Source organism: Acinetobacter sp. ABJ_C4_1, from assembly GCF_044538495.1.
Classification (GTDB): Bacteria; Pseudomonadota; Gammaproteobacteria; order Pseudomonadales; family Moraxellaceae; genus Acinetobacter; species Acinetobacter nosocomialis_A.
This window is the reverse complement of sequence record NZ_JBIUCQ010000001.1, coordinates 570,015-593,069: the sequence shown is the minus strand read 5'-3', so window position 1 is coordinate 593,069 and position 23,055 is coordinate 570,015. Positions and strand designations below refer to the sequence as shown.

Below are 23,055 nucleotides of genomic sequence, written 5' to 3'. Positions count from 1 at the left end.
TCCTTTATGCTTCAACCATTGGAATGCGGTCTTCTGAACGTTCAGCTTCAGTTAATGGACGAATTTGACCACGCTCAGTTGTAAATTGAATGTGTGGATCGGCCTGTTCATCTGCATTGATATAAGTCTGGAAGCGCTTACGAACTTCTGGGTTCTCGACAGCTGTACGCCATTCGTCTTGGTATGTTCCAATGATGTGTTCCATACGGCGCTCAAGCTCGGCAGCCAACCCAAGAGAATCATCAACAACTACAGATTTAAGGTAATCTAGACCGCCTTCCATGTTGTCGCGCCATACACTGGTACGTTGTAAACGGTCTGCAGTTTGAATGTAGAACATATAGAAACGGTCGATATAACGAATGAGCGTTGCTTTATCAAGGTCAGATGCAAGTAACTCTGCATGGCGTGGTTTCATACCACCGTTACCACATACATAAAGGTTCCAACCTTTTTCGGTCGCGATAATACCCACGTCTTTGCTTTGTGCTTCCGCACACTCACGCGTACATCCAGACACTGCCATTTTTAATTTATGTGGTGAACGCAAACCTTTGTAGCGGTTTTCAAGCTCAATCGCTAAACCAACTGAATTGTCTACCCCGTAACGGCACCATGTGCTACCCACACAAGATTTCACTGTACGTAACGACTTACCATAGGCATGACCAGACTCGAAGCCCGCAGCATTTAACTCTTCCCAAATAAATGGAAGCTCATGAACTTGCGCGCCAAACATATCAACACGTTGACCACCAGTAATTTTGGTGTACAAGTTATATTTCTTCGCAATTTGGCCAATCGCAATTAAGCCATCCGGAGTGACTTCCCCACCTGCCATACGCGGTACAATTGAGTAAGAGCCATCTTTTTGAATGTTACCCAAATAGTAGTCATTACTGTCTTGTAAGCCTGCATGACTTGGCTCAAGTACGAAATCGTTCCAGCAAGATGCCAAAATATTTGCGGCAGCAGGTTTACAAATATCACACCCTAGACCATGACCATGTTGATGAATCAAATCATCGAATGTCTTAATTTCATTGACACGAACCAAGTGATACAACTCTTGACGCGAGTACGGGAAGTGTTCGCAAATGTGATTGTTAACAGTCACACCTTGACGTTGTAACTCTGACTTCAATACTTGAGTCACTAATGGTGCACAACCACCACATGCTGTTGCTGCTTTGGTGCATTTCTTTAATGCACCTAAAGAAGTCGAACCATCGCTAATTGCTTGGCAGATGTCTGCTTTTGATACATTGTTACATGAACAAATAGTCGCGCTGTCTGGCAGCAAATCGACTCCGCTGCCACCAGATTTTGCTCCTGATTGTTCAAAACCCGGCATGATTAAACTTTCAGGCACTTCCGGTAAAGCCAGACCATTTAACATCATTTGTAAAAGGTCGTTGTACTCTTTTGCATCGCCCACTAAAACCGCGCCAAGCAATTTGGTTTTGTCGGCATTTACAACAATCTTTTTATAAACCAGTGCATGTTCATCTGCATAGAAATAGCTTAATGCACCTGGGGTCATGGCATGTGCATCACCGACAGAAGCAACATCAACACCCATCAGTTTCAACTTGGTGCTCATGTCTGCGCCAGCAAAGCAATGACACTCTTCATCTAAAATGTGTTTTGCTGCAATCCGCGCCATGTCATAGCCCGGTGCAACCAAGCCATAAATTTTATTTTGCCAAAGCGCACATTCACCAATGGCATAAATGTTTTGATCTGAAGTTTGGCAGTAATCATTAATGACGATACCGCCACGCTCACCAATCGCGAGTCCACTATTACGTGCAAGCTCATCACGCGGACGAATCCCCGCAGAGAATAAAATCACATCAGTTTCGAGTTCACTACCGTCGGCGAACTTCATCACATGAGTGGTATTTACACCAGACTCAATAGACTGAGTCGCTTTTTGTGTATGGACTTTTACACCTAAATCTTCAATTTTACGGCGTAAAACCTTGCCCCCTAAGTCATCAATTTGAACTGCCATCAAACGTGGCGCAAACTCAACAACATGTGTTTCCAATTCTAGGTCGCGTAAAGCTTTTGCAGCTTCAAGTCCAAGTAAACCACCACCAATCACTACACCTGTTTTTGCATTAAGACTCGCTGCACGAATCGCGTCTAAGTCTTCAATCGTACGGTAAACAAAACAGTTTTCACGGTCATTACCCGGAATTGGCGGAACAAATGCATATGAACCAGTCGCCAGCACCAACTTGTCATAGCTAATCACATCACCATGATTGGTTGTTACGTTTTGTGCAGTCGTATCAATCGCCACTGCTTTAGTATTTAAACGCAGGTCAATGCCATACGCATCGGCAAAATCAAAACGTGCTAAGGATAAATCTTTTGCCGATTTCCCTGAGAAGTATTCAGTCAAATGTACGCGGTCATATGCGATACGAGGTTCTTCTGCAAGAATCGTGATTTCCAATTCATCATCTGCTTTTTCTAAAATGGCTTCGATGAATTTGTGGCCCACCATACCATGACCAATCATTACCAATTTCATAGTGTTTCTCCTCAAATCACGTTGCTTTTAAGCTGCGTTATTCCGTTCTCAAATAGACATTGTTCTTTTGCTTTGTGCTCTATTGAGAAATGAATCAATCTCACAAAGCATGTAGCTGCTTGGAATCCATTTTTCCTACTCGTTAATGACACCCAATGCACAGCAAAATCATAAAAAGAAATAAAAAAAGCGAGCCCCCTCATAGAGAAGGCTCGCATCGCTGGAACTGAAAAATTAGTTAATTCAGATGTAACTTTTTTATGCAATAAAAATAAAGACATGACCTTCACTCCGACTGAACGTAACTTCTTTGTGTGTACGGTTGCACTCACAAATTCGATCAGAACGGACATCGTTGGCCGTCTTTAAAATTTATGGTCGTCTTCGACCTGTAATTAACTAAGCATTTTGCATGCCAATTCTTTTTAAAATTAAAATTAATAATTTTTTATTTTTATTTTCAAATACTTAAAATAAAACCCATTTTTATCCAAAAAGAATATTTAATTTTCCCTGCACTATTGCTGCTCGTCTATATGGTTTAAATAAAAATAAGCTTTGCCACAAAATGAATCGCTTTTTTGCACCAATATTGATCAAAACAATGCTTTAGCATAGTAAAGGACCACTCATGCCTGATTTTTTGTTTAATTTTGGATGGCACTAATCTTGCTTAAAAATTGATAACAAAAAACGCGTCGAATTGGCGCATTTTCTTAGCCTGATTTTCTGAACTTATGCCAAAACTCAAAATAGCTCTTATCGATGATGATCATGCGCGGGCCGACTATATAAAAAATAGTCTGCTTGAAAATGACTTTGAAGTGGTTGCCTGCCTTACTTTGGACCACTTAAATATTTTTCGTCTTGAAGATTTACAAGCCGATGTCATCTTGCTCGATATGGATCATCCCCATCGTGACATTATTGAAAGTTGTGTGAGTAGCTATGACCTACCCACTGTCTTATTCACTAAAAATTCAGATAAAGACACCATCAAACAAGCTATAGATGCAGGCGTAACGGCTTATATTGTAGATGGCATAGACCCCGCCCGCTTACATACCATTTTAGAGATTTCAATTGAGCAATATAAAAAACATAAAAAGCTCGAAGGTGACTTAAAAGAAGCTCAAACCAAACTGGCAGATCGTAAAGATGTTGAAAAGGCCAAAGTGCTACTCATGCAACTGCATGGCTTACCTGAAGACACAGCTTTTCAATTACTCAGAAAAAATGCCATGAGTCACCGTATAACGATTGGAGAAATGGCACGGCGTTTACTTGACGCTCAAAAATTACTAAATGATCAACTAAAGGATGAATAAATGAGCAAATTAGAAAAGACTCAATTGCAACTCGGCTATATTCCTTTACTTGATTGTCTTGCATTGCTTTGGGCAAAACAGCAAGGTTTTTTCGAAGAAGTCGGTTTAGATGTTACTTTAGTTAAAGAAGCATCATGGGCAAGTCTACGCGACCGTTTGGCTTTTGGGCTATTAGATGCCGCACATTGTTTATCAGCCATGCTGCCTGCAGCAGCCGTGGGTGCAGACCAAATTGGTATTGCACTACAAACCCCTCTCATTTTAAGTAAAAACCGTGCCTTTATAAGCTTAAGCCAGAAATTAATTCATCAACTGGCCATTAATGAGAATGAGGATGCAAAAACAACAGCTCAAAAAGTGACGAGCTACATTAAAGAAGATAATGCTCTGTCATTAGCCCATGTATTTAAACATTCAATCCATCACTATTGTTTAAGAGAATGGCTTGCTTTGGCAGACTCAAAAATAGCTCAAACACTCAAACTCAAAGCCCTTCCACCACCGTATATGGTCGAAGCTTTAGATAACCATGTCATTGATGGTTTTTGCGTAGGAGAACCGTGGAATACTCAAGGTGAACTTTTAGGCTTAAGTAAAATCGTATGCTCAAGTCAGGACATTATTCCCAATGTGGCAGATAAAGTTCTCGCAGTAACTCAAGAGTGGGCTGAACAACATCCTCAAACTTTAATTGCACTCACCACGGCAATTATGAAAGCTCAAAGGGAATTAAGTGATTTGAAAGATTTTGTACCTGTCTTAAAGTTGTTGGTCGATTTTGGAATTGTCCGCTTTCAATGTTCTGAAGAAGTACATGTCGATAAATATTATATGATTCAAAATATTGTAAAGCACTTGGTTAAAGAAAATGCTGCCCCACAACCTGAAGATTTCCACTGGCTATTTGAACAAATGCAAAAATGGGAGAAACTTCATTTATCCCCTACTCAAATCATAGAACTAAGTGATCAGTGCATTAATCTCGATTGCTACAATCAAGCCAAGCTAAGAAATACTTAAATCATCATAAAAAAAAAGCTGTCTTTTATAACAAAGACAGCTTGAAAGACCCATAAGACAAATGCGTTATACGCATTACTATATTTAAAGGACTCAACCCATCCATTAAATATAGCTCTTATGGTTTCGATCATAACCAATTAAAACTTATCATTTTCAGACATTTCCATATCAATAACTGACAATTCATTCCTTTTACAGCCTTTTCATAATTTCGACGAACAACCAGAACTCCCCTAGATATCTGTCTATAATTTTGTTAACTTGATTATGTTACAAATTCAAAATATGTATTTTGAGTTGATGAATTTGGGGGATGAAATAATGAGAGAAATCTCACACCGCGAAGTTTATGCACTGGTTGATATCAATAATTGCTATGTCAGCTGTGAGCGACTTTTCAACCCCAAACTCATTGATAAACCTGTAGTTGTTTTATCTAACAACGATGGCTGTGTGGTCTCACGTAGCGAAGAAGCAAAACTTTTAGGTATTAAGATGGGAGTACCGTGGTTTCAAATTGAGAAAGATGCTTTAGAAGCTGGTGTTCAAGTTTATTCAAGCAACTACACTTTATATGCCGAGATGTCCCGTCGTTTTTTTGCTGTCCTCGGACAATTTTTCTCTCCAGATGATATAGAAGCATACTCTATAGATGAATGCTTTATTCATCTCACCCCTTACCTTCAATCTATCGATACCTCAGATTACTGCAGTGAGGTGAGAAAGACTATCCTCCAATGGTTAGGTTTACCTTGTTGTATTGGAATTGGATATTCAAAAACACAAGCAAAACTTGCCAATCACTATGCTAAGAAAATTAAAAGTTTTAAAGGAGTATGTAATTTCATCACCTTAGATCCATTAATTATGGAAGACCTCATGCAACAGACATCAGTCAAAGAGGTATGGGGAATCGGCTATCAATTAGTCAAACAGCTACAAAGTTATGAGGTGTACACATGCCTAGACTTAACTTTTGCCAATGAACACCATATGGCAAAGGCATTTTCTGTGGTCATGGCACGCACTATTCGTGAGCTAAAAGGCCAATCATGTATTGAACTTGATGATCCTGCCATTCCAACTAAACGGATTTTAGCATCACGAAGTTTTGCTCAAGCTTTATCCAGCATTGAGATTATTAAACAAGCACTTATTTTTCATCTTAATCGAGCGCATCGCCGTTTAATGAAACAAGAACAACTTTGTGCCTGCATTCAGGTCATGCTTTATGAGAAAACCGATAAGCCACCTTATAAAAAAGCCACGTCTCAAGCCATTGGTCTTCACTATGCAACAGATGATTTATGCATACTAACAAAAGCAGCAATGCAGCAAATTGATGTTTTATATAAAGAAAATAAAAGTTATATAAAAATTGGAGTATTATTTTGTGGTCTACACGCGCGTCAACAACACATTGATGATTTATGGCAACCTCTGGAACTTATTCATCAAAGACAACAATTGATGGAAACTTTGGGGACGGTCCGTAAGCGTTTTGGTAGTCATTATTTACAAGTGGGGTATCACTCGCGTAATCCATCTTGGCAAATGAAACAATGCCATCGCTCAAAAAACTATCTAACTCGCTGGAATGAAATGTTAACAATTGAAGATGCCCATACCGTCGTTACACAAAATACATGAACTGTTTTTGTCAATTCGGTTTAAAATAAGCTCCGTTAAATTACTTGAAATTTTGTCATTTTTTAACATTGCTAATTCGTCGCAAAATTTACAATATATAAGCCGAATTTGGTGTACCCTTTCTGCGACAATTAAAAGAAATTATAAAAAACTTGTAGAAACATATGCCATAATAAGCAAACTTTGCAGACATCTTGCAAAGATTATTTGCAACTTTAGAGCTGGAGCAATCTGAATGAGTTCGACCATTTTGGTAATTCATGGACCGAATTTGAATTTGCTGGGAAAACGCGAACCAGAAGTATATGGTCATCTTACCCTAGACAATATCAACCAACAACTTATTGCTCAAGCTAAACAAGCCTCTATTACACTAGATACTTTTCAAAGCAACTGGGAAGGTGCCATTGTTGACCGTATTCATCAGGCACAAACAGAAGGCGTAAAACTTATTATTATTAACCCTGCTGCTCTTACCCATACTTCAGTTGCTTTACGTGATGCCCTACTTGGCGTTGCCATTCCGTTTATTGAAGTACATTTATCAAATGTTCACGCACGTGAAGCGTTTAGACACCACTCTTATTTATCAGACAAAGCAATTGGCGTGATTTGTGGTTTAGGTGCAAAAGGTTATAGCTTTGCACTCGATTACGCTATTGAAAAAATTCAACCATCTAACCCAAACTAGTTCAGGAATAGTCGCCCATGGATATCCGCAAAATTAAAAAACTCATCGATTTAATGATTGAGTCTGACTTGCAAGCGATTGAAGTTAAAGAAGGTGATCAATCGATCGCTTTAACTCGTCGCAATCCTGTCGTTGCTGCGGCTGGTGTAGCACTTCCAGCAGCTCCTGTTGCTGAAGCACCTGCTGCAAAAACTCCACGTGGAGCAGTTGAAACTTCTCCTATGGTTGGTGTGTTCTATGCTGCTCCAAGCCCAGGCGAAGCACCATTTGTTAAAGTAGGTCAAACTGTATCTGCTGGTGAGACTTTGGGTATTATCGAAGCAATGAAAATCATGAACCCGATTGAAGCAACTCAAAGCGGCGTGATTGAAGAAATTTTAGTGAAAAACGGTGATGTGATCCAATTCGGTCAACCTTTATTCCGTTATCGCGCGTAATACCTCGGGGACAACTATGTTGCAAAAAGTTTTAATTGCAAACCGTGGTGAAATCGCTTTACGAATTACTCGGGCTTGCAAAACATTAGGAATCAAAACTGTCGGTATCTATTCAGATGCTGATAAAGATTTGATGCATTTACGTTTCGTTGATGAAGCAGTATGTATTGGTCCGGGTGCAAGTAGTGACAGCTATTTAAACATCCCAGCAATTATTACTGCTGCAGAAATTACTGGTGCTGATGCAATTCACCCAGGCTATGGCTTCCTTTCGGAAAATGCCGAGTTTGCTGAAATTGTAGAAAGCTCAGGCTTCACATTTATTGGCCCTCGCCCAGAACATATTCGTTTAATGGGTAACAAGGTTTCTGCAATTGTTGCAATGAAAAAAGCTGGTGTACCTACAGTACCTGGTTGTGACCATGCAGTAACCATCCACAACGCTTTAGCTGAAGCTAAAGAAATCGGCTTCCCACTTATTGTTAAAGCGGCAGCTGGTGGTGGTGGTCGTGGTATGCGTATTGTTGAACGCGTAGATACATTACTTGAGTCAGTTCAAGCAGCTCAACGTGATGCAGAAATGTGGTTCGGTGATGATACTGTATACATGGAACGCTTCTTACAAAAACCTCGCCATGTCGAAGTTCAAGTTTTAGGTGATGGTAATGGCCATGCGATTCATTTATATGATCGTGACTGTTCATTACAACGTCGTCACCAAAAAGTGTTAGAAGAAGCTCCTGCTCCAAATCTACCAGAACAAGCACGTGCTGATATTTTAGAAGCTTGTGTTCACGCATGTCAGCTCATGCAATATCGTGGTGCTGGTACATTTGAATTCTTGTTCGAAGATGGCGAGTTCTTCTTCATCGAAATGAATACTCGTGTTCAGGTTGAACATCCTGTAACTGAAATGGTGACTGGTGTTGACATCATTGAGCAGCAATTACGTATTGCAGCTGGTTTAGGCTTAGAACTTCAACAAGAAGATATTGAAGTGCGTGGCCATGCTATTGAATGTCGTATCAATGCTGAAGATCCAACAACATTCTTACCTTCACCAGGTAAAATTGAAAGTTTCTATGCACCAGGCGGTGCTGGTATTCGTTTAGATTCTCATATCTATCCTGGATACAGCATTCCACCTTATTACGATTCAATGATTGCAAAATTGATCTCTCATGGTAAAGATCGTGAAACTTCGCTTGCGCGTATGCGTCAAGCGTTAGATGAAATGATCCTTACAGGAATTAAAACTAATATTCCTTTACACAAAGATCTTATCTTGCAAGACAAAAACTTCTGTGAACAAGCAATGGACATCCATTACCTTGAAAAACACTTGTTGAAAAAAGTGGAAGAAGAAAAGAAAGCTGAAACTGCATAATATGCATAATAAAAAAGCCTCTTACATAAGAGGCTTTTTTATATCTATTTCAAATTATGGCAACATGCGACGTAGTGTTGCAAAACATTGCTCACCTTTAGCAGTTGAACAAAAATTGATGGTATGGTCATTTTTCCATTGCACAAAATATTGGGAAACATCACCAGTCTGATCTTGCTGCTGACCAGAACAATCGACTTTATTATTATCAAATTTAATTTGCATCACTAAGGCTGATAGCTGCTCTTTAGGGTCGTCCGATGGCTGGTATTCATAAATACCATATGACCATTCTTCACCGCTTTTAATCACCACATCATTACTACTACGGAAGTTATAGTACTCTACACATTTCTTATTATTTGGAATCTCCATTCCCCACAATCCCATAATTTCAGGACGAGTAACAATACGTATAGCGTTAGGATTACTTGCAGTGCGAACAGGTTGTTCTGTTGGCTGTTGAGTCACTGTCTCAGCCATAGCAAAACCAGAACAAGCCAATAATAATCCCATAATATAAATATTTTTCATAGATTTATTAATCATTAAACGCATGGGTTTAAGTTAGCACATTTTTTTAGAAAAACATTGTTTCATAACCATATAAAAACAATATTTTTCAACAGTAACGAACCGATACTTCTCTTCAAACAATTTTTATCTTTAACTACCTATGGCTAACAATTTTAGTAATGTTCTCAATTAAGAAGCAGGTTTTTCAATTTGTTTAGGGAGCCAAAATACAAAGCACAACCCTAAAAGCACGACTAAAGCAGCGATCATAAAAATATGTTCACCAGTAAGTATTTTCCAATAATGTCCAGCCAAAATACTTCCAGATGCCACTCCAAGCCCCCACATGGTACTGTAGAAAGCTTGACCACGCCCTTGTTGCCCGATTGAAAAGTTTTGGAAAATAAGCCGCATTGCAATAAGGTGAAACAAGCCAAAACTAAAAGCATGTAAGCACTGTGCAAATAGCTGTCCTATAAAATAATGAGAAAACACGGCAACCAATAACCAGCGTATACTTGTTAAAACTAAACATATGGCAACAAGACTTCGCCAAGAAAAATATTTAAAAAATGTGGTAGCAAATGCAAACATTACAATTTCGGCCATCACTCCCATTGCCCATAAAAAGCCAATCTCAGTCGTACTGTAATTTAAAGATTTTAAAAAATTGCTATAAAAACTATAAAAAGGCGCATGTGAAAAAAGAAGAATAAATTCAATTGCAAAAAAAGCAGCAACTTCTGGACGCTTCAACACAGGCAATAAAGGCTCTAAATGCTTTTGCGAAGTTGGAGCTCCCTCGGGTTCACGAATCGTAAAAGCCCAAATAAATGCAAGTGAAGCAATAACAAGTAATAAAATAGGCAACATAGAAATTGGAATAATTTCTAAAATTGCACCTATAGTAAATACACCTACAATAAATCCCACTGATCCCCATTTTCGAATTTTGCCATACAGTTTTGCTCTTTGGTCACCTAACCAAAATAAGGTTACCCCTTCAAACTGAGCTAAAATTGCATTTTGAAAAAAACTAAAAATAAGCATGAGCAAAGCGACAGATTGGAAGGTATTAGGAACTATAAAAATAGCCAACCATATGCAAGCTTCCATCCAAGTTGCGAGCCGCACCAGAAGCATTCTTTTACCAGATTTATCTGCGATCCAACCCCAGACTAAAGGCGCAAAAAATCGTGTCACAATCGCAATAGATGATAAAACACCTATCTGCTGATAATTAAATCCTTGGTCTTGAAGATATAAATTCCAGTACGGCATGAATGTGCCAACGATGGAATAGTAGAAAAAGTAGAATCCACCTAGTCTGGTTTGGATTGTAAGTGATGGGAGCAACTGATAAACCTTGTATCTTCAATGAGTTAAAATTTCAGATAGTTGTATATGTATATCTGCTTTAGCCTTTACTCGCAATTCAAAAATCTACACATACAACCTAAAAAGGATGCATCATCAATTGCATATTAAGTAAGAAATACACATCAATTTACTGACCATCGCAATTCTAACATTTAGATGAAAAACTAATAGCTTTATTACTTTCCAAAATACAAAGCATAAAGTTATAAAAAAACTACCTTTAATCAACTTTTATTAAATTTTGAATTAATTTACATAAGTAAGTGTTTGCCCATCTTCAGGGATCTGTACACGATAAACAGCATTCATTTCAATAGAAATTTGCTTTATCTCGTCCCGCTTTACTGGACAATGGTTTAATGCTTCAAGATGATTAGCAATAACATGTTTAGGTGAAAGCTTTATAAATTCACGTACTTCTTCTGTCGACATAAGAATTGGTTGCCCTGCATCCATTTGCGCTTGTCCTGCAGCAACTACCGCAATATCAGGTCGAAATTTAAGCAAGGCATTTTTAACATCATTGGTCAGTACGGTATCACCACTAATATATAAAGAAGGTTCATTTGGCAATTCTAAATAAAACCCACAACCATTAGCCATCAATTTACTAATCCAGCCATGACCATGGCGCGCTGGTATGGCAACTAATCTTCCACCTAAAAACTCGATTTCTTTCCAGTAATCAATACCACCCTGGACATTCATTCCATATTTAGATAAATACGACACATCATTTTGAAAGGAATAAACAGGAATTTGCTTTTGAACAAGAAAGTCCTCACCCTTTTGGTCTAAATGATCAGTATGTTGAAATGCTTTTATTCCAAAAGTTTGGCTATGTGTAATTAGACAATGGGTAACTTTGTTTAATAATTCTTGGGCATTCAAAGGTAGATCAACTAAAGGATTCTTTTTAGCCTTAAAGCGGAAGTATGAAAAAGCAGGAAGCGAACCTTTAGCACCCAACATTGGATCAATTAAAATAAAATAAGGACCAGTTTCAATAATAAAAGTTGCACTTCGCAAATGATGAATTTTCATAGCTATATAAATTATTTAATTATATAAAATTTAATTATAAACTATTAGTTTAGTAGAAATTTAATGGCTGATAAGTTATTTCTATTAGTCGTTTGAACAGCCTATTGCTTAAGCCGTCCACCATAAAGATATCTGAACATTTTTTGCGTTAACCGACTATAGTCAATCTTGTCCAATTTTCAGAAAAATCATGATAACAAAACCTTATATCAGTTATCCAATCTACTTAGTTAAAAAAACAGTTTTTACAATAACTTAGATATATAGAATAATCTCATGTTTTAATTATTTTAAAATTTAGGAATAAAGTAGATATACTTCACGCCAAAGTTTGTTTGATACTCCTCAAAATGCCTCATACCCCTAGCTTTTGGCGTAGTCTTTTCCGTCTTGTGCATATTTATGCTGGTATTTTTATTGCCCCATTTATATTTATTGCGGCGTTTACAGGTCTTCTATATGCAATTACTCCCCAGATAGAACAATCTATCTATAAAGATACGTTGTATGTTCAACCTTTAAATAAAGATACCTACCCACTAAGCCAACAGGTTGAAGCAGCAAAAAAAGTTATGCCTGCGTCTGCACAAATTACAGAAGTTAGGCCAGCACCAAGTTCTATACAAACAACACGAGTTATTTTTTCTGATAAGGCTCATCATTTAAATAATGAAGCTGTTTTTGTAGACCCTTATACACTCTCTATAAAAGGTCAACTTGCTGTATATGGAACCAGTGGTGTGCTACCGTTTCGTACCTTCTTAGATCAATTGCATAGTAATTTATTACTTGGAAAATGGGGACGTTTTTATAGTGAACTTGCTGCAAGCTGGCTGGGCATTTTAACTCTGACTGGACTATACAGTTGGTGGAAACGTCGTCAAAATTTCAAAATCAGACAAACAAATAAAAATAATTTATTAAAGTGGCATAGTTCTATTGGCTTAACCTTATTACCACTTTTATTGTTCATTGCGATTACGGGTCTTACATGGTCCCAATGGGCTGGTGATAATATTCGTATTGCTCGTCAATGGTTAAATTGGCAAACGCCAACATTAGCCATAACTTTAAATAATGGCCCATTACCAAAAATGTCTCGTGATGAGCATAAAGAACATCATGGCATGATCATGGAAACTTCGAATGTAGAAATCATGCCAACCGAATTCGACTCTGCATTAGCAATTGCTAGAGCAAATGGAATACATTCAGCACAAATACAAATCAAACCACCAGTTGATGCAAATCAGGCTTGGACTGTTACTGAACTACAGCGCAGATGGCCAACACAAGCAGATAGTGTGGCTATTGATATACATCAACACAAAGTCATCGATAAATTAGCTTTTAAAGATTATTCATTATTTGCAAAGCTTACACGCTGGGGAGTCGATGCTCATATTGGCGTGTTATTCGGTTGGGTCAATCAGCTTATACTGGCTTTATATGCACTTGGGCTATGCATCATGATTATTTATGCATATAAAGCTTGGTTTAAAACATCTAATTTAAAACTTACGACTAGCCATTTTGTTAGCCAAACTTTATTAGTATGGAAGCGTGCAAGCAACCAACAAAAAATAATCACGGCACTTACACTTATTATTTTAGGAATTAGTTTGCCCATTTTTGGATTTAGCTTATTAATCACACTGTTTATATTGCTAATACGAAAACAAAGCTCTCTAAAAACCAATTAAAACTTATGATAATTGCCAACTCAGCTCCTTATTAAGTAAATAGTGAGTTGGCAAATAATTAATAAGTCACTGTAACAACTATGCTATCTGAATAGTTACCAGGCGTACTTGAAATAGAAGTCCCTTGTGGAATTTTTCCATATACATTTGAAATTTGACTAGTGCCAGACCCTGTCTTTGCTACCCCTCCAGAACCACCCACCGTTGTTATTCCTCCTGTAGCATCCCACACTGTACTATAAGCAGAATCTTTGTATAACTGATAAGGAATGTATTGACTGCTTCCATTGGTCATACGTCTAAATCCACCGCTTATACGATTATTGCCGTCCCCCAAATAAATGCTATAAGGTGTTCCATTGTTGCAAGTTGCATTAATCGCACCTTGAGCGGTGTAGTCACGACTAGTCGTACTCACATCGTCAATATTGCCAAAATCAACATTTGATGTGGAATCTAACTGACAAAAACTCGGTACAACATAGTTAGCCGTGATAGACGTATTACCTGAGTCCCAACCACCACCACTATTACCTTCACATACAGTGCTTGAGCTTGCTTGCATATCCCAATAAAGCTGAACTGTACCCGTATATGTTCCTTTAGGATAGGCAACTAACGTTCCCGATCGGGCGGGTACTTTTATATTAACTGAGTAGCTAACAATATTGTTTGTAGCGACTGTTCTCACGGGTCCATACCAAACATTTGACGTTTGATTGGTGGTAGTCGAACCTGCCCCACCTACAGTTGCCGTAACCGTATAAGGTAACGTCACACTACTATTCGCGGTAGTAGCCCCCGTAAATACTGTTTTCATGCACAAATAGGGTGATATTTCTGGGGTAGTCTTCCCACCAATACAACTAATCGTTCCCGAGAAATTAATAGTTGCATCACTATTAATCGTTGCTGCTGTATAAGTATAAGTACTATTTGTGGTTCCAATTACCGTGCAGGCAGCATGTGCCGAACTAAAAAATGCATAAAATACAAATAAAGATAAGGCAACTAAACTATACTTTATTGCTGATGAAAACTTTTTAGTGACCATCCAGAAACTACGGCTTACAACACTTATTGACATACATAAGGCCCCAATTTTTTAGCACTGTATTGCTTACTTTCATAAGTGAAATTAATTTGACAGGTACCATGATCGAGAAGATCTACTTCAAGTTTGTTTTGTTGTAATAAGTTGGGAACGAATACTTCGCCATCGTAGCCCACCACAGCCTCTTGTTGCCCATTAATTCGAACACTATAACCCGGCAATAATGGCGAGTTATTTTTATCAACAACTTTGACTAATCCTGAAACAACCCGATGAGCACCAAAGTCAACAAGAGTACCTTGGCGATAGCCCACAAGTGCTGTTCGGTTGGTCGTTGTCACATCCCATTCCAATGGTAAATAAGATGGATCTAGATAGATATGATGGGATTGATACGGTCTTAAGTTCGCGATTAAGAATCTTCCAGACTTATCAGTCTCTCCTAAATTTACCCCACCATTGATAATCTGGCTTTGCGGTCCCGCATTGGTGACAACAGCATAACCATCTCCAATTTCATTGGCCGCAAAGACGCGTCCTGCTGCTGCAACTAATGATCCTGTCGCTGAAAGTGCAACTTGATCGTTATCTCCAATTCGGTTATAGCGACCTGTCAGGTACGCAGCTCGGGCGCGATAAGAGCCATAGACCGATGCATTGTTAGCATGTGCATCCTGATCTCGCTCTACATAACCACCCCATCCAAATGAACCAATTTGTGGATCGGTAAATCCATTTATTTCTTGTCGATAAGTCAATCTGCCACTATCGTTAGATACGCTAGAAATAGCATTCACTCTGGTAGATGGCGTATAGCGCAGCGCAAAGTAAATGCCATAGTCCTTATGGTTTTCATAATCTTTATAAGCTGAACTATAAAAACCCCAGTTCTTGTTCAGACTTCCGCTTAAGTTGGCAGATAGCAACTTATAGCAGTTATCACTATATTTAATTTGGTTGTAGCCGACATAAAAACCATAGCCTGTATAAAAGTTATAGTTAATCCCTGCCCTAATAATCTCATCTGCCAGCGCACTGTAGCTCAAATAATTTTGTGGCTCAGAAGTAATCTGGTTCTCTTTTAAATATCGAATTTGAGACACACGGGCTAAGTCAAAATAGTTATCGAATACTTTACGGTAACTGGTATTAAACGAAATATTCTTGCTAATTCGCCCTTCTAAACCGACCAGAGCCGAATAACCATTTTCATCCTTATACTGGCTTGCTGCAACGTCGGCATTAATCACTCCAACACCAAAAACATTCTTGGCAAAACCTGTTCCCACGTTGGAAAGACCATCTGTTGAAGCCTCTGCACCACCACTTAAGGTGAGTGAATTACTATAACCATATCGAATCGCACCCGACACAAAGGTGGCATCATCATAATCATTTGAGTACAGTCCGTAGTTATAACGCGGAACCCCAACATCCACTGAAAACTCATTTATACCTTTTGCCAAAATCTTCGATGAAAAGTAGTAAGGTTTTTTGGTAATGCTTTGCTGACCTGTCGCATCGGTGGTCACCAGTGTGACTTCATTTCCAGAAATAAACGGGAGCTGCTTAATGTCAAATGGGCCTGAAGGAACAAGGCCTGAATAAATTTTTTGCTGGTTAACATATAAGTCTAGTGTTGAAGGTAACGCCGCCGAACCAGAAAACTGCGGTAATGCCGAGGTAACAATATCACCACGTTGGGTATAAGCACTCGACCATTGCAAACCGGCAAGACGTACACTGCTGCCCCAGTCAGAGCTATTGGAAATAAAGTCACCTAGGGTATATATTCTGACTTTTTCAGGGTCTACATATTGCCATTTACTTTCCAGTCGTACCCACTTTTCATGGCTATAACTATTTTCATTACTACCGTTGTATAAAACACCTGATGAAAAATTACCGATGGCACTGTTAAAAATCCCTTCAGCCGAACCCGAGAAAATACTCTCATCATTGGTTATGGTGTGATACAGGCTGTAGTTCAGGAGTGCAGCATTTAAGGGTTTCATTTTTAGCAGACTGGAGTTAGTCGTCTGTTGACCAGTTAAGTCAACTGAGTAGTCCGTTAACATGCTTGACGGAACTTGTAAGTTTAGAGACTGCTCATTTTCCAGATACTTAAACTGAATTGCTTTAAGTTCGTTAATACACACCCATTGGCTATCAGGGACATTCTCACCCATTTTTAGCCTTAAAACTTTTAAGTCACGAGCGCGAACATATAACTTTTTATCTTGATTCTGACGTACCGAGATTAAGTCCGTAGAAGTATTTGAGTTAACAGAAATATTTAAAAATAGCTGCACATACCCTTTATCAGAACTAGAACCCTGATAAGAAGAATTTGCAACTTCCGGAATGCTTGGTAAAGCCACATTGGTGCCATCTTGCAATGATTCAGCAAAAGCATGAACTGGCAAGTACATAACACATAAAGCACTTACGAGATATTTCATATGTGCCTCTTTATAGAGATGCTTGCTTACCGTTAATATTCAGTGAAATATTATATTTATGACTAGCTTGGAATTTAAAATCTGGGCTAATGTTATAGTTTCTTGATTTTCCGGAAAGAATATAACCATTTACGGTATTTACTTTAATCGGATAACTTTTATTTGCAGTCGTATCGACAAGCATTAAATTATTTAAAAGTGCATGGCGATTGCCAACATTACTTATCGTAAGATAAGCATTATCTTGTTCTTGTTGTACTGACCAATTCAGTTTCGTAATTGCATCTTTATTGACAATAAACACAGGCAATGATGAGCGAAGTAATACATTTACACCTTGAGACGCTTTGCGGCTATCAACAGGCTTTGGTAATTCATCAATAATAATACGATAGGTTTTTTCACCAGAAATAGGCTCTGGCTTAATTCTAACTACCCGTAAATTATAAGAATCATTCGGTTGTAATTTTAAAAAAGGCGGGCTACTTGCAATATCATCTGTAGGTATTAATTGATCTTGCCCGGCATTTTGAGTCCATTCAAATATACGTACTTGTAAATCAGCACTTTCATTTGACTGATTATATAAACTAATTGAGGATGCTGTTTGATCACTCAATATTTCCACATTTACGGGAGAAAGACGTATCGAGGCAGCATTTAGCATACTAGGCAAAAATAATAATAAACTTGTAACAACAAAGATATTTTTTCTCATAACTTGCCCAGAACAACTTTTCTCAAATTAAGCTAGCTCTTTCAAACAAGAGCTAGCGACAACAGCGAATTGAACTTATTTTTAAATTAATAAGTTACAGTCACAGTTACTGTGTCAACATAACTACCCGCGCTCGGCAAAGTTGAGCCAGCAGGAATACGACCATAAACATTGACTGTTTGTACTGCACCAATACCTGTACCGCTGTATGCAGCTGTTGAAATACCGATTGCTGTTGCACGGTTAGTATCAGAGAAAAGGTTATAAGGAATATATTCGTTACTTGTTGCACCGCCAATCATACGGCGTTGAGTAGTTTGAGCATTTTTGCCTGCATCAAAAGCCAAAGTCCATGGCACAGTGTTGTTACATAGAACTTTAATTGCAGTACCACCTGTAGTTGTAGTGTCTGCATCTACGTTGCTAGCAAGAGAACTTAAAGTACCAAAGTCTAAAACTGCATTAGCAGTTGTACCTGTAGCTGAAGTATTCAATACACAACTATTTGTAATTGTAGCCTTAACAGTTAATGTACCAGTAGCCGTTGCAGCATTTGCGGCATTGATAGACATTAAACCCATAGCAATTGCTGATAAACCGATGAGAGATTTTTTCATGATTGAAAACCTTTTTACATTACGCCAATAAGAATTAATAGATGTAAAAACTAGCCTTCCCCAATCCAATCACTAGCTTTTTCGACTGTTTTTTCAAAGCGTCATTTTTTTACTCTACTGTCCGCGCATCATACAAAAAAACAACAAAAAAACTTACATTTGTTTCATTTTAAATATCTATTAATAATTCAAGTTTTGATTAATTTCTCAATTATAGTTTTTAATGTGGTCTATACCATTTTTTTAGAAAGATTTTCGGTACTTTTATTCATTTTTTAATTAAGTTTTAATAAAAAATGATAAAATTTCATTAGTTAAATTTTACCATCATTTTTTATATTTTATCATTTATTAAAATTTACCTTTGAGTCACCGAGTAAAAAGTAAGCTTTTGTTTGTTCTATATATTTTAAATGAATAATAAAACAATATTATATGAATAAGAATTCTAAGTGTTTAGCTTTAGATTGAACAGTTTTTCTTAAATTTTATATAGTAAGAGTGATTTACCTTCAGCAAAGAAGAAAAATATGTCTCTTAAGTATTTCTAAAGACTAAATGAAAAATGAAACCTAAAATTCCGCCTACCATTGCAAAGCCTAGTTGAACATATGCTTTGCCATACCAAGCAAGTCGATCTAATTGATAATTTCCGTCACTCACGTTAACCATCCACATATTCTTGATATCCCAACTATGGAACCCCTTAGGACGTTCTGCGAAAAAATCAAGAATAGGTGTAAAGCCTAAAATAAATAAAATGCCTAACAAGGGGTAAACGATACAACCTGGGAAAATAGGTTTCTTTTTCTGTTCCATTGCATCAAATAGGATGGCAGCCGCAACCAGTAAGGTTTCAACTAAAGCCACTTTCCTAAAAGTTTCAAAATCATAGCCAAGATAAAACATTAAAAACAACAAAAAAATATCAGTAAAAAAAACAGAAAATGTTAATAATTTCCAGCTCATTTCAAATCCTTACTTAATTTTTTTAAAATGATATATAGTTGTAATAAAATCTATTGAAAATACACTTTCAATTGACAAATACTATCAAAAACTGTTTAAAAAAGCACAAGATGATCAGTTTAAAAGCTAGCTTTTTGATCAAGTGATATGCAAATCTTTTTTTGAATTTGAGCAATACTATAAAATATAAAAATATACTTAAAATAAAGGATAAATTTATATGATGAAAAACTAGTTTTAATCAACTTTTCCAAATCATATTAAGGTTAGTCAACGCTATAAGTCTAACTAATAACTTTAGCTATGAAGTTTATAATCAACATTATCATTATAAAATTTAATCATTTCTATAAGCTACTCAATATTAAGTTTACTGAATATCAGGTCACCCCAAGCACAATATCATTGTCACTTTCTAAATATATTCACTCAATATCATTTTATACTTTTTTACAACTAACAATTCCCTACTTGTAGTTTGGGCTGCTTCTTGGCAAGGTATGTGCCAGTAAAACATTAGGAATTTGTTCACATATGGCGAGTCCGGCACAAATCATTCGACATAAATTTCTCAATACATTCTTTTCACGCCATTCTCTCTGGTTCTTGTGTATTTTTACTGCACTCAGTATCACGTGGTTTAGAACCGTATACACCCCTCATAGTATCTATTATTTTATTTCAGACACACTACTCAATGGTTTATGGGTAATCACTAGTGCATTGAGCTTATTGGGTTTATATGACGTCTTACAAAATAGACACTCTATCTTAAGAAATTACCCAATTATGGGCCATTTTCGTTTTTTATTTGAAGATATACGTCCTGAAATTCGCCAATACTTTATTGAAGCCGATCAAGATGCCCTACCTTTCTCGCGTATGCAAAGAAGCTTAGTTTATCAACGCGCTAAAAATGAAAATGCGGATAAACCTTTTGGCTCAATCATTGATGTATACCAACAAGATTATCGTTTTATTGTGCACTCAATTAGTCCATGCCCACCGGCAGATCCTAAGAGTTTTCGTATTCAAATTGGTAATGCACAATGCCTTCAACCCTATAGTGCTTCGATTATGAATATTTCTGCCATGAGCTTTGGTAGTTTGAGTGCGAATGCAATACGTGCATTGAATAAAGGAGCGCAATTAGGTGGTTTCTATCACGACACTGGTGAAGGTAGTCTCAGTCCTTATCATTTAGAAAATGGCGGTGATATTGTTTGGCAAATTGCCAGTGGTTATTTTGGTTGTCGTACTTTAGATGGAAAATTTGACGAACAAAAGTTTGCGAAGCAATCTCAATTACCACAGATCAAAATGATTGAGCTGAAGCTTTCACAAGGTGCTAAACCCGGTCATGGCGGCATTTTACCTAAACATAAAATTACCGCAGAAATTGCCGAAATTCGTGGCGTTTCACGTGACCATGACTGTATTTCACCAGCAAAACACTCTAGCTTTTCAACACCAATTGAAATGATGCATTTCTTACAGAAATTGCGCACACTATCTGGTGGTAAACCAGTTGGTTTTAAATTGTGTATTGGCCAACCATGGCAATTTATGAGCATTGTAAAAGCGATGCTTGAAACAAAAATTGTTCCGGATTTTATTGTGGTAGATGGCTCTGAAGGTGGTACTGGTGCAGCACCAATTGAGTTTAGTGACTATATTGGCACCCCATTACGTGAAGGCTTACGTTTTGTACATAACACGCTTGTAGGTGCAGGACTAAGAGACCAAGTTAAAATTGGTGCAAGTGGCAAAATTATTAGCGCATTTGATATTGCCAGTACTTTTGCATTAGGTGCAGATTGGGTTAACTCAGCACGTGGTTTTATGTTTGCGGTAGGTTGTATTCAAGCGCAAAGTTGTCATACCAACCAATGTCCTGTGGGTGTAGCAACTCAAGATAAAGATCGTCAAAAAGCACTACATGTACCTACTAAAGCAGAGCGCGTATTTAATTTCCATAAAAATACATTGCATGCTTTATCAGAAATGATTGCTGCTGCTGGTTTACGCCATCCTTCAGATATTAAAGCTCATCATTTGGCTCAGCGTGTAAATGACCGTGAAATCAAGAACTATGCTCAATTGCATTTCTTCTTGAAAGAAGGAGAACTTTTACAATCTGAACTAAAAAATGATGATGATAATTTCTATTACCGTATGTGGAATATGGCCGATGCCAATCATTTTTAATTTAAATTAGATTGATTATTTGGGCATCATCTTTATTGTGATGCCCTTTTATTTTCTAACTTATTATGTGATTTTTATTTAAATAAAATTCTGTTATTAATTTGTCTTTGCTATATTTTTCACCTACTATAAAAGTATAAATAATATACACACTTTAATTTTATCAAATAAATATCCTCAAATTGTTATAACAAGAAGGTGTTCACTCATGTTAAAAAAAACATTCATTCCCGCTTTTATTGCTCTTGCTGTTGGTTTAAGTAGCTATGCAGCCGCTTGTACACGTGCGGTATATTTAGGCAATGACCAACATGTTATTACAGCCCGCTCAATGGACTGGAAGGTTGATACAGGCACGAATTTATGGATTTTGCCGAGTGGTGTTGCTCGTGATGGGAGTGCAGGACCAAATTCAATAAAATGGACGTCTAAATATGGCAGCGTTATTGCTACAGGTTATGAAGTCGCTACAACCGATGGAATGAATGAGGTTGGTTTAGTCGCTAATGTCTTATGGTTAGTCGAATCTCAATATCCAGATGTAAAAAAATCTAATAAACCATTATTAAGCATCGCAGCTTGGGCGCAGTATGTACTCGATAACTTTGCAACTGTTGATGAAGCCGTTAAAGCTCTTGAAAAAGAACCCTATACAATCGTGACAGACAGCGTTCCTGGCGAATCAAGACTCACAACACTTCATTTGTCTATTTCCGATAAAACAGGCGATAGTGCAATCATTGAATATATTGGCGGAAAACAAGTGATTCATCACAGCCGAAGTTATCAAATTATGACTAACTCCCCTACATTTGATAAACAGCTCGCACTTGCGGAATATTGGAAACAAATCGGCGGCACCATTATGCTGCCAGGTACTAACCGTGCTTCTGACCGTTTTGCACGAGCATCATTTTATATTAATGCAATTCCAAAAACTGATGATATGAAACAAGCTCAGGCTTCTGTATTTAGTGTTATTCGGAATGCCTCTGTCCCATATGGATTGAATACACAAGAAGAGCCTAATATTTCATCGACTCGCTGGAGAACTGTTGCAGACCATAAACAGATGCTTTATTTTTTTGAATCAGCCTTATCACCAAATGTATTTTGGGTCGACTTGAAGAAAATAAATTTTAAAGATGGTAAAACGCGTAGACTGGATCTCGGTCCCGAGCAAAGCCATATCTATGCTGGAGATGCGACTTCTGACTTTAAAATTGCAAAACCATTTACTTTTTTAAGCCCCAAAACTCTTTAATGAAGGGTAAAATTTATCATCTCTAAGATAAATAATATTAAACGTGCTTTCTTGGAATT

General features: G+C 37.5%; 19 protein-coding genes and 1 pseudogene. 9 read left to right on the top strand and 11 right to left on the bottom strand.

Features of this window, described 5'->3' with window-relative positions:
- Nucleotides 1-4: 4 nt before the first annotated feature.
- Both nirB and ACIF8R_RS02700 read right to left on the bottom strand, forming a co-directional pair.
- Entirely contained in the window at nt 5-2,545 is a 2,541-nt protein-coding gene (gene nirB, locus ACIF8R_RS02705; RefSeq protein ID WP_396478908.1) for a nitrite reductase large subunit NirB, read from the bottom strand.
- Between the two features lie 11 nt (nt 2,546-2,556).
- A complete protein-coding gene (locus ACIF8R_RS02700; RefSeq protein ID WP_396478906.1) occupies nt 2,557-2,898 on the bottom strand; it encodes a hypothetical protein in 342 nt (113 codons plus the stop codon).
- Nucleotides 2,899-3,282: 384 nt separating this feature from the next.
- Here ACIF8R_RS02700 and ACIF8R_RS02695 point away from each other — a divergent pair, with 384 nt between their 5' ends.
- The gene (locus ACIF8R_RS02695; protein WP_001125253.1) at nt 3,283-3,873 is read left to right on the top strand and encodes an ANTAR domain-containing response regulator; all 591 of its coding nucleotides are present in this window, start codon (nt 3,283-3,285) and stop codon (nt 3,871-3,873) included.
- A complete protein-coding gene (locus tag ACIF8R_RS02690) occupies nt 3,874-4,893 on the top strand; it encodes an ABC transporter substrate-binding protein (protein ID WP_396478903.1) in 1,020 nt (339 codons plus the stop codon). It abuts the gene before it with no gap.
- Here the strand turns inward: ACIF8R_RS02690 and ACIF8R_RS02685 are convergent.
- Nucleotides 4,890-4,999: pseudogene (locus ACIF8R_RS02685) on the bottom strand (hypothetical protein). The gene ACIF8R_RS02690 and the pseudogene ACIF8R_RS02685 sit on opposite strands and share 4 nt — an antisense overlap.
- 218 nt (nt 5,000-5,217) lie before the next feature.
- Between ACIF8R_RS02685 and ACIF8R_RS02680 the strand changes: the two are divergent.
- The 4 genes from ACIF8R_RS02680 to accC all read left to right on the top strand — a co-directional run bounded on the left by ACIF8R_RS02680 (nt 5,218) and on the right by accC (nt 9,061).
- Nucleotides 5,218-6,546, top strand: coding sequence for a Y-family DNA polymerase (locus ACIF8R_RS02680; protein WP_396478901.1), 1,329 nt, complete (start codon nt 5,218-5,220; stop codon nt 6,544-6,546).
- Between the two features lie 235 nt (nt 6,547-6,781).
- Complete coding sequence (gene aroQ / locus ACIF8R_RS02675) at nt 6,782-7,237, top strand: type II 3-dehydroquinate dehydratase (protein ID WP_004701126.1); 456 nt, start codon at nt 6,782-6,784, stop codon at nt 7,235-7,237.
- Nucleotides 7,238-7,254: 17 nt separating this feature from the next.
- On the top strand, nt 7,255-7,674 hold the full coding sequence (gene accB / locus ACIF8R_RS02670; protein WP_263613924.1) for an acetyl-CoA carboxylase biotin carboxyl carrier protein: 420 nt from the start codon (nt 7,255-7,257) through the stop codon (nt 7,672-7,674).
- A gap of 16 nt (nt 7,675-7,690) precedes the next feature.
- Entirely contained in the window at nt 7,691-9,061 is a 1,371-nt protein-coding gene (gene accC / locus ACIF8R_RS02665) for an acetyl-CoA carboxylase biotin carboxylase subunit (RefSeq protein ID WP_263613925.1), read from the top strand.
- Nucleotides 9,062-9,115: 54 nt separating this feature from the next.
- Here the strand turns inward: accC and ACIF8R_RS02660 are convergent, their stop codons facing one another.
- The 3 genes from ACIF8R_RS02660 to ACIF8R_RS02650 all read right to left on the bottom strand — a co-directional run bounded on the left by ACIF8R_RS02660 (nt 9,116) and on the right by ACIF8R_RS02650 (nt 12,001).
- The gene (locus tag ACIF8R_RS02660; RefSeq protein ID WP_002049607.1) at nt 9,116-9,619 is read right to left on the bottom strand and encodes a hypothetical protein; all 504 of its coding nucleotides are present in this window, start codon (nt 9,617-9,619) and stop codon (nt 9,116-9,118) included.
- A 147-nt stretch (nt 9,620-9,766) separates the two neighbouring features.
- Nucleotides 9,767-10,933 carry an MFS transporter gene (locus ACIF8R_RS02655; protein WP_396478899.1) on the bottom strand — a complete coding sequence of 389 codons (1,167 nt, stop codon included), beginning with the start codon at nt 10,931-10,933 and terminating at the stop codon, nt 9,767-9,769.
- A 270-nt stretch (nt 10,934-11,203) separates the two neighbouring features.
- Entirely contained in the window at nt 11,204-12,001 is a 798-nt protein-coding gene (locus ACIF8R_RS02650; RefSeq protein WP_396478897.1) for an MBL fold metallo-hydrolase, read from the bottom strand.
- Between the two features lie 350 nt (nt 12,002-12,351).
- Between ACIF8R_RS02650 and ACIF8R_RS02645 the strand changes: the two genes are divergently transcribed.
- A complete protein-coding gene (locus ACIF8R_RS02645; protein WP_396478895.1) occupies nt 12,352-13,704 on the top strand; it encodes a PepSY-associated TM helix domain-containing protein in 1,353 nt (450 codons plus the stop codon).
- Between the two features lie 58 nt (nt 13,705-13,762).
- Here ACIF8R_RS02645 and ACIF8R_RS02640 read toward each other — a convergent pair whose 3' ends face one another.
- The 5 genes from ACIF8R_RS02640 to ACIF8R_RS02620 all read right to left on the bottom strand — a co-directional run bounded on the left by ACIF8R_RS02640 (nt 13,763) and on the right by ACIF8R_RS02620 (nt 19,524).
- Nucleotides 13,763-14,791 (bottom strand): spore coat U domain-containing protein, encoded by a 1,029-nt coding sequence (locus ACIF8R_RS02640; RefSeq protein ID WP_396478893.1) that lies wholly within the window; start codon nt 14,789-14,791, stop codon nt 13,763-13,765.
- The gene (locus ACIF8R_RS02635; RefSeq protein ID WP_396478983.1) at nt 14,782-17,190 is read right to left on the bottom strand and encodes a fimbria/pilus outer membrane usher protein; all 2,409 of its coding nucleotides are present in this window, start codon (nt 17,188-17,190) and stop codon (nt 14,782-14,784) included. The genes ACIF8R_RS02640 and ACIF8R_RS02635 overlap by 10 nt, the downstream gene beginning before the upstream one ends.
- A 40-nt stretch (nt 17,191-17,230) precedes the next feature.
- Complete coding sequence (locus ACIF8R_RS02630) at nt 17,231-17,938, bottom strand: molecular chaperone (RefSeq protein WP_396478891.1); 708 nt, start codon at nt 17,936-17,938, stop codon at nt 17,231-17,233.
- Between the two features lie 86 nt (nt 17,939-18,024).
- The gene (locus tag ACIF8R_RS02625; protein ID WP_396478889.1) at nt 18,025-18,555 is read right to left on the bottom strand and encodes a spore coat U domain-containing protein; all 531 of its coding nucleotides are present in this window, start codon (nt 18,553-18,555) and stop codon (nt 18,025-18,027) included.
- A gap of 537 nt (nt 18,556-19,092) precedes the next feature.
- The gene (locus ACIF8R_RS02620) at nt 19,093-19,524 is read right to left on the bottom strand and encodes a hypothetical protein (protein WP_396478887.1); all 432 of its coding nucleotides are present in this window, start codon (nt 19,522-19,524) and stop codon (nt 19,093-19,095) included.
- A 534-nt stretch (nt 19,525-20,058) separates the two neighbouring features.
- Here ACIF8R_RS02620 and ACIF8R_RS02615 point away from each other — a divergent pair.
- Nucleotides 20,059-21,732 (top strand): FMN-binding glutamate synthase family protein, encoded by a 1,674-nt coding sequence (locus ACIF8R_RS02615; RefSeq protein WP_263613934.1) that lies wholly within the window; start codon nt 20,059-20,061, stop codon nt 21,730-21,732.
- A gap of 208 nt (nt 21,733-21,940) precedes the next feature.
- Complete coding sequence (locus tag ACIF8R_RS02610; RefSeq protein ID WP_396478885.1) at nt 21,941-22,996, top strand: linear amide C-N hydrolase; 1,056 nt, start codon at nt 21,941-21,943, stop codon at nt 22,994-22,996.
- Nucleotides 22,997-23,055 lie beyond the last annotated feature (59 nt).

What these genes read in the sequence shown, in the direction of transcription:
- ACIF8R_RS02645 (WP_396478895.1), top strand. Translation starts at nt 12,352, where the DNA reads ATGCCTCATACCCCTAGCTTTTGGCGTAGTCTTTTCCGTCTTGTGCAT.
- accB (WP_263613924.1), top strand. Translation starts at nt 7,255, where the DNA reads ATGGATATCCGCAAAATTAAAAAACTCATCGATTTAATGATTGAGTCT.
- ACIF8R_RS02650 (WP_396478897.1), bottom strand. Translation starts at nt 12,001, where the DNA reads ATGAAAATTCATCATTTGCGAAGTGCAACTTTTATTATTGAAACTGGT.
- ACIF8R_RS02620 (WP_396478887.1), bottom strand. Translation starts at nt 19,524, where the DNA reads ATGAGCTGGAAATTATTAACATTTTCTGTTTTTTTTACTGATATTTTT.
- ACIF8R_RS02660 (WP_002049607.1), bottom strand. Translation starts at nt 9,619, where the DNA reads ATGCGTTTAATGATTAATAAATCTATGAAAAATATTTATATTATGGGA.
- nirB (WP_396478908.1), bottom strand. Translation starts at nt 2,545, where the DNA reads ATGAAATTGGTAATGATTGGTCATGGTATGGTGGGCCACAAATTCATC.
- ACIF8R_RS02640 (WP_396478893.1), bottom strand. Translation starts at nt 14,791, where the DNA reads ATGTCAATAAGTGTTGTAAGCCGTAGTTTCTGGATGGTCACTAAAAAG.
- accC (WP_263613925.1), top strand. Translation starts at nt 7,691, where the DNA reads ATGTTGCAAAAAGTTTTAATTGCAAACCGTGGTGAAATCGCTTTACGA.
- ACIF8R_RS02700 (WP_396478906.1), bottom strand. Translation starts at nt 2,898, where the DNA reads ATGTCCGTTCTGATCGAATTTGTGAGTGCAACCGTACACACAAAGAAG.
- ACIF8R_RS02630 (WP_396478891.1), bottom strand. Translation starts at nt 17,938, where the DNA reads ATGAGAAAAAATATCTTTGTTGTTACAAGTTTATTATTATTTTTGCCT.
- ACIF8R_RS02610 (WP_396478885.1), top strand. Translation starts at nt 21,941, where the DNA reads ATGTTAAAAAAAACATTCATTCCCGCTTTTATTGCTCTTGCTGTTGGT.
- ACIF8R_RS02680 (WP_396478901.1), top strand. Translation starts at nt 5,218, where the DNA reads ATGAGAGAAATCTCACACCGCGAAGTTTATGCACTGGTTGATATCAAT.
- ACIF8R_RS02695 (WP_001125253.1), top strand. Translation starts at nt 3,283, where the DNA reads ATGCCAAAACTCAAAATAGCTCTTATCGATGATGATCATGCGCGGGCC.
- ACIF8R_RS02690 (WP_396478903.1), top strand. Translation starts at nt 3,874, where the DNA reads ATGAGCAAATTAGAAAAGACTCAATTGCAACTCGGCTATATTCCTTTA.
- ACIF8R_RS02635 (WP_396478983.1), bottom strand. Translation starts at nt 17,190, where the DNA reads ATGTACTTGCCAGTTCATGCTTTTGCTGAATCATTGCAAGATGGCACC.
- ACIF8R_RS02615 (WP_263613934.1), top strand. Translation starts at nt 20,059, where the DNA reads ATGGCGAGTCCGGCACAAATCATTCGACATAAATTTCTCAATACATTC.
- ACIF8R_RS02625 (WP_396478889.1), bottom strand. Translation starts at nt 18,555, where the DNA reads ATGAAAAAATCTCTCATCGGTTTATCAGCAATTGCTATGGGTTTAATG.
- aroQ (WP_004701126.1), top strand. Translation starts at nt 6,782, where the DNA reads ATGAGTTCGACCATTTTGGTAATTCATGGACCGAATTTGAATTTGCTG.